Origin of the sequence: Streptomyces sp. NPDC006925 (genome assembly GCF_042869575.1) — a bacterium.
Taxonomy (GTDB): domain Bacteria; phylum Actinomycetota; class Actinomycetes; order Streptomycetales; family Streptomycetaceae; genus Streptomyces.
On the sequence record NZ_JBIAGB010000003.1, the window covers coordinates 1 to 7507 of the forward strand.

At 76.1% G+C, this 7507-nt stretch carries 7 protein-coding genes; 4 read left to right on the plus strand and 3 right to left on the minus strand.

Annotation, left to right across the window (positions count from 1 at the left end; genetic code table 11):
• Window positions 1-135: 135 nt before the first annotated feature.
• Window positions 136-1290: a galactosyldiacylglycerol synthase gene (locus ACFYNS_RS05125; RefSeq protein WP_360299866.1), complete on the minus strand. Its 1155-nt coding sequence runs from the start codon at window positions 1288-1290 to the stop codon at window positions 136-138.
• Between the two features lie 369 nt (window positions 1291-1659).
• On the opposite strand from ACFYNS_RS05125, the gene ACFYNS_RS05130 reads away from it, so the two are divergent.
• Genes ACFYNS_RS05130 through ACFYNS_RS05140 form a run of 3 tightly spaced genes read left to right on the plus strand, consistent with a single transcriptional unit; the run spans window position 1660 to window position 4231 of the window.
• Window positions 1660-2574, plus strand: a complete 915-nt coding sequence (locus tag ACFYNS_RS05130; RefSeq protein WP_388600900.1) for an SDR family NAD(P)-dependent oxidoreductase — start codon at window positions 1660-1662, stop codon at window positions 2572-2574.
• A gap of 8 nt (window positions 2575-2582) precedes the next feature.
• Window positions 2583-3461 (plus strand): DMT family transporter, encoded by an 879-nt coding sequence (locus tag ACFYNS_RS05135; protein ID WP_360299869.1) that lies wholly within the window; start codon window positions 2583-2585, stop codon window positions 3459-3461.
• The gene (locus ACFYNS_RS05140) at window positions 3458-4231 is read left to right on the plus strand and encodes a polysaccharide deacetylase family protein (protein ID WP_360299871.1); all 774 of its coding nucleotides are present in this window, start codon (window positions 3458-3460) and stop codon (window positions 4229-4231) included. Before ACFYNS_RS05135 ends, ACFYNS_RS05140 begins: the two co-directional genes overlap by 4 nt.
• Before the next feature lie 27 nt (window positions 4232-4258).
• On the opposite strand, the gene ACFYNS_RS05145 is transcribed toward ACFYNS_RS05140, so the two are convergent.
• Complete coding sequence (locus ACFYNS_RS05145; protein WP_360299874.1) at window positions 4259-5737, minus strand: FGGY-family carbohydrate kinase; 1479 nt, start codon at window positions 5735-5737, stop codon at window positions 4259-4261.
• A 306-nt stretch (window positions 5738-6043) separates the two neighbouring features.
• Here ACFYNS_RS05145 and ACFYNS_RS05150 point away from each other — a divergent pair, with 306 nt between their 5' ends.
• A complete protein-coding gene (locus ACFYNS_RS05150; RefSeq protein WP_360299877.1) occupies window positions 6044-6400 on the plus strand; it encodes a hypothetical protein in 357 nt (118 codons plus the stop codon).
• 9 nt (window positions 6401-6409) lie between these two features.
• On the opposite strand, the gene ACFYNS_RS05155 is transcribed toward ACFYNS_RS05150, so the two are convergent.
• Window positions 6410-7135, minus strand: coding sequence for a type 1 glutamine amidotransferase (locus ACFYNS_RS05155; protein WP_360299879.1), 726 nt, complete (start codon window positions 7133-7135; stop codon window positions 6410-6412).
• Window positions 7136-7507 lie beyond the last annotated feature (372 nt).

Below are 7507 nucleotides of genomic sequence, written 5' to 3' on the forward strand. Positions count from 1 at the left end.
ACGAGGGTGAGTCGTACGTGACGTGGGCCCTATGGGCGGCCTCACAACCCCCACCCCGCCACCCCCCATCCCCGCACCCCCAGTGATCACCCCCACGCACACCGCCACGAGCCGAGAAGCCACCGGGAACGCACGTCAAGCTGTCCGGGAGTCCGCCGTATCCGCTCGTCCGGCCAGCCCCAGGAGTTCGTCGACCGGGTCGCCGTGGAAGGCGGCGCGGGCTGCCGCGGCCAGCCGGGCGCGGGCGGGGCCCGGAAACGCCAGTTCGTGCGCGCTGTGCGCCGGTTCGGCCGCCCCGGCGGCGTACCGGGAGAGTCCGGCCTGCGCCATGGCCCGCACACCCGCCTCGGCATGGCCCGGCAGCGGACGGTGGCCGACGACCGGCAGGCCCGCCGCGAGCGCCTGGGCGGCGGTCTGGCCGGCGGCGTTGTCGAGCAGCACATGGGTCGCTGCCATCAGGCCCGGCAGGTCGGTCACCCAGCCGAGCGGCAGCAGGCCGGGATGGCGGGTCGCGCGGTGCCGCAGCCGGGTGTCGTTCCCGCACAGCAGCACCGGGACACAGCCGTGGTCCGCGAGTTGCCGCGCCGTCTCCAGCAACCGGGTGCCGACGCCCCAGGCGCCCGTGGACATCAGTACGGCGGGCCGCTCCGTGGAGAGCGGGCGGGTGTGCTGCGCCGCCGCTGCCACGTGCCGGTCCAGCAGGGCCCGCCAGCGGCCGTCGACGTCCTGGGGCCGGAAGAACCGGGCGGGCACCACCGGTCCGGTGCTCCGCGCGGGGCCTCCCAGCGCGGAACGCACCTGTGCGGCGGCGGCCTCGGTGACACACAGGTGGAGGTCGTTCCCCGGGTGCAGCCAGCCGCGGTGGACGGCGAAGTCGACCACGACGACCGCGGCGGGCACCTCCAGCGCGCCGCGGGCCCGCAGCCGCCCGGTCACCTGCGCGCTCAGATGGAAGGTGGGCACGACGACATCGGGACGCCACTCCGCGACGGCCCGCAGGAGCGGGCGCTCGGCGAGTGCCGCCAGCGGTGCGCTGCTGGGGCGCGGTCCGGGCGCGGCGGCCGTGGCGAGGAAGCTCGCGTACACCGCGCCGTAGAGCTTCGGTGCGTGCCGCACGGTGCCCCGGTAGCCGGTCCGCAGCGCCCGGCCGCTGCCCGCCGGGAGCATGCCGAGAATGTCGCGTACGACAGCCGGGTGCCCGCGAGCCCGCAGCCGGTGCGCCAGTTCGTGCGCGACCGCGTCGTGGCCCGCGCCCATGCTGGCACTCAGCAGCAGGAAGCGGTGCGGCATGGGGCTCCAGGGTCGTCGGCGGGCGCGGACCGGCGCTGCCCCGGACCCGCTGGGCCCGGGACAGCGCGCCGGGGCTCTGCGGGCGGCTGGACACGTCCGCAGCCTCTCGGCACATCCGTAGACCAGTGTGCTGTCCGCTCGTCGGCGGCGGCGTAGCGACACTCAGCCGTTCCGGCCGGGCGCCGTGGCGCCCGGCCTCCGGGCGGCCCGGCCGCCGGCGCGGGGAGCCGAACAGGTGGTTCGGCGGACCCGGGCAGGGCTCCGGGCGGCTGCCGAGCGCGGTTGCCAGCATGCTGGAGCCGGGGCCGGTTGCGCCCCGGTACATGTTCCCGGCCCCGTCGGGGCCCGTACTGCTCACCGGAGGCGTCCGTGTTCGACAGGCTCGGCAGATCCGACGGCCGTCCGACGGATCCGCCGCTCCGGGCCCCTTCGCTGCGGCACCGCTACCGGCGGCATCCGACCGGCCGGCTGTCGGTGCCCACCCGCGCCCGGCCGCTCAAGCGCGCGCCCTCGGGCTCGGAAGCGGAAAGCCGGGCGCACCGCCCGGTGGCCCTGGTGACCGGAGCGTCCTCGGGTATCGGCGCGGCCGTGGCCGAGGAGCTCGCCGCGGACGGCGCCTGGCGGCTGCTGCTCAACGGCCGGGACGGGGGGCGGCTGGGGCAGGTGGCGACCCGGACCGGCGGAGTGCCGCTGGCAGCGGATCTGGCCGATGCGCGGTCCCGCGCGCAACTGGCCGAGGAGGCCCTGGTGCACAGCGGCAGGGTGGACGCGCTGGTGGCGGGCGCGGGCATCGGCTGGGCGGGGTCGTTCGCCGCGATGCCCCCGGAGGACATCGACGAGGTGCTGGAGCTGAACCTGAATGCGACTCTGCACCTGGTGCGGCTCCTGCTGCCCGGCATGGTGGACCGGCGCTGCGGACAGGTGGTGCTGATCGGTTCCATGGCCGGCAGCGTCGGGGTGCGGGGCGAGGCGGTGTACTCGGCGACGAAGGCCGGGCTCGCCGCGTTCGCCGACAGCCTGCGCTACGAGTTGGCACCGAGCGGGGTGGGGGTCTCGATGGTGCTGCCCGGAGTGGTCGACACGCCCTTCTTCCAGCGCCGCGGGGCACCCTACCGGCGTGACCGGCCACGGCCCGTGCCCGCGACACGGGTGGCCGAGGCGGTGTGCCGGGCCCTGCGCACGGGCCGCCCCAACGCGTATGTGCCGTCCTGGATGGCCATGCCCGCGTGGCTGCACGGGGCCGCCCCGGGGGTGTTCCGCAGCCTGGCCCAGCGCTTCGGCTAGGCGCCCGCGTGCTGTGGACAGCCCTCTCGATCCTGCTGGCGGTGCTCGCCGCGATGGGGAACGCGGCCGCTTCCGTGCTCCAGCGGCGGGCAGCGGCGGTGGAGCGGCCGGGCCCGTCCGGGCGGCGGTTGTCGTGGCTGCCGGGATTGCTGCGCCGTCCGGTGTGGCTGTGGGGGGCGGGCACGCTGGTGCTCTCGGCGGTGTGCCAGGCGGGTGCGTTGGCGACGGGGCCGCTGGCCGTGGTGCAGCCGGTGATGACGACGGAGTTGCTGTTCACCCTGGTGCTGGGCGGCCTGGTGTTCCGGCAGCGGCCCGGCGGGCGGGCGTGGGCGGCCTTCGCGGCGATGGTGGTCGGGCTGGCGGCGTTCCTGTGGCTGGTGTGGCCTTCTGGCGGGGCGGCCTCTGTGCCCTCCGGGCGCTGGATGGTGATGGCCCCGCTGGTCGTCGCGCTGGTGGCGGTGCTGGTCGTGGTGGCCTTCCGGCTGCCGTCCGCGCCGCGGGCGACCGTGCTGGGCTCGGCCACGGCCGTACTGTTCGGGGTGACGGCCGCGCTGATGAAGGACGCCATCTCCTATCTGGCGGACGACGGACTGGTGGCGCTGCTGACGGCATGGCAGACCTACGGGGTGGCGGTCGCGGGCGGAGCGGGGTTCCTGCTGCTGCAGATGACACTGCACGCGGGAACGCTGGTCGCCTCGCAGCCCGCGCTCACGCTGGGGGACGCGTTCTTCAGTGTGGTGCTGGGCGCCGCCCTGTTCGACGAGCGGCTGTCGCTCGGCTGGCGGGTGCTGCCGGAGCTGGCCGCGCTCGCGCTGATCAGTGTGGGAAGCGTGCAGCTGGCCCGGTCGCCTGCGGTGGCGGGCACCTCCGAGAAGGAGATCTGGTGAACCGGCCCCGCGTGCTGTCCACACTGGTGGCAGCGTCGGCAGCCGTCGCGGCCGCGAACATCGTGCCGGCCGCCACCTGGCTGCCGCCGGTGCGGGCCGCGTTCCGCCCGGAGCTGGACGGGCGCGGCCGGGCCGACCACATCGCGCTGACCTTCGACGACGGACCGGACGCCCGGTCCACCCCGGCCTTCCTGCGGGAGTTGGACCGGCTGGGGCTGCGGGCGACGTTCTTCCTCCAGGGCGCCGCCGTGCTGCGCCACCCCGCTCTCGTACGGTGCATGGCCGCCGAGGGCCACGAGCTGGCGGTGCACTGCTGGGAGCACCAGCCCCCCTGGCTCCCGCGCCCGGTAGCCGACCGCCGGGACCTGGAGCGGGCGCTGGCGGCCGTGCGGGAGACCGCCGGGACGGAGCCGCTGTGGTACCGGCCCCCGTACGGGGTGCTCACCGCGACCCGCTGGTGGGCCGCCCGGCGGCTGGGGCTGCAGCCGGTGCTGTGGACCGCCTGGGGCCGCGACTGGCAGGCGGGCGCCGGACCGGACAGCGTGCTCACCGCGCTGCGCGCACGCCTGAGCGGCGGGGCGACCGTCCTCCTGCACGACAGTGACCGCAACAGCGCTCCCGGCTCCTGGCGGGTCACGCTGGCGGCCCTGCCCCGTCTGGTCGCCCTCTGCCGGGCCGCCTCCTGGCGTATCGGTCCGCTGGCGGAGCACGGGTCGGCGGCGGGTGTCGGGGGGACGGCCGGGGCGCAGCGGTCGCCGCTCACGGGCTGACGGCGACGCGGCGGACGGTGCCGCGGGTCAGCGCTCCTGTGCCGCCGCGAGCGCGTGGACCACGTCCGCCGACGCCGGGTAGAGCGCGCGGTAGAGGCCGTACAGCTCCTCGTACCTGCCGGTGGTTCCGGGGTGCGGTGCGACGGTCCCGCGGACGGGGTTCCAGGTGTCGGCGGAGGCATCGGTCACCAGTTGCGCGGCGAGCAGCGCGCCGCCGTAGCAGGCGCCGATGGAGGTGGTCCGCAACTCCTGGGATCTGCCGGTGACATCGGAGACGATCCGGGTCCACAGCCCGCCCTGGGTGCCGCCGCCGACGGCGACGATCCGGCGGATGTCCCCGCCCGCCCGCTCAATGGCCTCGATGTTGTGCCGTACGGCGTAGGCGGTCCCCTCGAGCGCGGCACGGTAGAGGTCGCCGCGGGTGTGGCTCAGGGTCAGGCCGGCCAGCACGCCGCGGGCGTGCGGATCCATGACGGGGGTGCGCTCGCCCGCGAAGTAGGGCAGCATCAGCAGGCCGTTCGCACCGGGAGGCGAGGCTTCGGCGAGTCGGAGCAGCTCCGCGTAGTCCGGGGTGCCGAACAGCTCCCGGAGCCAGCCGGTGACGGCACCGGAGGTGGCCGTGCCTCCGGCGAGGCTGCGGGTGCCGGGCAGGGCTCCGACGGTGCTCCACAGCGCCGGGTCGGTGAGCAGGCGGGGCACGGTGTGGATGAGGAACATGGTGGTGCCGTACATCAGCATCAGGTCGCCGGGCCGGTGCGCGCCCACGCTCAGCGCCTCGGCCCAGGCGTCCACGGTGCCGGTGACGACGGGGATGCCGGGGGGCAGTCCGGTGCGGCGGGCGGCCTCGGCGGTGACGGTGCCCGCGGCCTCACCGGACCAGCGCAGCGGAGGCAGTTCGAGGCCGGGGGCGACGCGGTCGGTCCAGGGCGTGTACCACTGGTGCGCGACGGTGTCGTAGAGCGGGGTCGTCTGGCTCGCCGTGTGGTGGTCGAGCACGTAGCTGCCGGTCAGCTTCCGCACCAGCCAGGAACTGGAGGTGTAGAACCTCCGGGCGCGCGCGTACAGCTCCGGTTCCTCGTCCGCGATCCAGGCGATCTTGGCGCCGGCGGCCTGGCTGCTCAGGTCGGAGCCGCAGCGGCGCCGGATCTCCGCGGTGCCCAACTCCGCCCCGAGGCGGGCGATCTGGTCGACGGAGCGGGTGTCGACGCCGTAGAGGATCGCAGGGCGGAGGGGTGTGTCGTCGGCGTCGGTGAGCAGCACGCAGGGGCCCATGCCGCTGAGTCCGACGGCGACGGTCCGGGCGTCGGCCGCCTCGGTCAGCTCCCGGGAGAGGGAGGCCAGTTCGTCCCACCAGACACCGGCGTCCATCTCCACGCGCCCCGGAGCGGGCCGCTCGACGGTGTGCTCGCGTACGGCGGAGGCCAGCAGCGTGCCGTCCAGCCCCACCAGTACGCCCTTGCTGCTGGAGGTGCCGATGTCCACACCCAGGACTGCGTTGAGCGCCATGGCGGCAGGCTTCCAGGGATCACCGGCAGGGTCAACGTTTTCCCTGCTCAGCGAAGGTGACCGGTCGGGCGCGGCGGTCGGCGGGTTGGCGCGGTGGGCGGGCCGCCGCGCGGGCGGCGGCACGGGGACGACCGGGTCGGGCCGGGGCAGGTCCGGCCGATGCCGGGGCCGGAACCATGTCCTGGATGACGGCATCCTGCGGGTAGTTGACCAAGTGTCAAGGTATGCGCAGTTTTCCGACCGTGCGGCGGGGGAGGCAGCAGGCGAACCACTCGAAGGGCACCGCCCTCGACCAAGGAGCACCGCATGACACCGGTCACCGTACGGCCCCGCAGGGCCGCGGCCAGGTTCGCCGCCCTCACGCTCGCCGCGCTGACGCTGCTGTCGCTGCCCTCGGCCGCCACCGTGGCGGCCGTCGGCGCCGCCACCCCGCCGGGCCTGAGCTGCCACACCGGCAGGCACCACAACGACGAGTACACCGGCTACGCCCTGTGCAGGAACAACGGCAGGGCGACGCAGACCTTCTGGGTCCATCTGGTCTGCGGCTGGAGCCCCGACATCGATGGCGAACATGTCACGCTGCGGCCGGGGCAGTCGGGCCAGTCCACCGCGCACTGCAGCAAACTGGGCAGCGGCATCGGGCGGATCGAGGTGCGTCCCTGACCCCGGCGGTCAGTCGCGCCCCGGCTCTCGGTCCGCTCCCAGGACCGACGCCGCGAACCGGTGGGCCAGCTTGCGCCACACCGGAGTCGAGGTGACGGCGTCCTCGGTCGCCCGGCGGTGGAGCGCCGCACGATCGAGGCCGCGTTCGGCACGGCCCGCCAGGTCCCAGGTCAGGACCTGGTCGGGCGAGGCCTCCGGGTGGAATTGGACGCCCCAGGCCCGCTCCCCCACACGGAACGCCTGGTAGGGGCAGCGCTCGCTCCGCGCGAGCCATGCGGCGCCGGGCGGCAGGGCCGTGACGGCGTCCACGTGCCGCTCGACGGCCGTCACCGGCGAGGGCAGGTCGTGGAAGAGCGGATCGCTCCGCGCCTCGGCCCGCAGGGTGAGCGGAGTGCTGCCGATCTCGGGCTCGCCGTGCTCCGCCGCGACCTCTCCCCCGGCGACGTGGGCCAGCATCTGCCCTCCGAGGCAGATGCCGAACAGCGGCGCTCCCGTGTCGAGCGCCTCGGCCACCAGGGCGCGGGTGGGCGCCAGCCAGGGGGCGCGTGCGTCGTCGTCGGGCAGGAACCCGCCGCCGAGCACCACCAAGGCCCCGCCCGCGAGCCGCGAGGGGAGCGGCGCCCCCTCGTGGGCCGGGACGGTCCGGACAGCGACGCCCGCTTCGGTGAGCCAGTCGCCGAACCGTCCCGGCCCGCCCTGCGGGGTGTTCTGCACCACCCATGCTGTTGCCGCCACCGCGCCCGCCTTCCGTTCAGCATCCGCACCGGCCGCCGCGTCCGGGTCCCTGATCCCGGTGCCGACCGGCCCGGCTTCCGCGCCATGGTGACACGGCCCGTGGGGGCCCGTTCACCGGCACCCCGTGCGCGGGCCGCGACCGGCCGCCCACCGGCGGCGGCGGTGCGGGGCGGCGGTCTCCCGCCGCCCCGCGACCCCCCGGCTCCGCGCCCCGCGCGCGACAGTGGACGCCGGGACTCCGCCGCGCCACACGTGCGGTGACAGCACAGAGCGAGGGGGGGGGGGGGGGGGGGGGGGGGGGGGGGGGCGGGGGGGGGGGGGGGGGGGGGGCGGGGGCCGGGGCGGGCCCCCCCCCCGGGGGGGGGGGGGGGC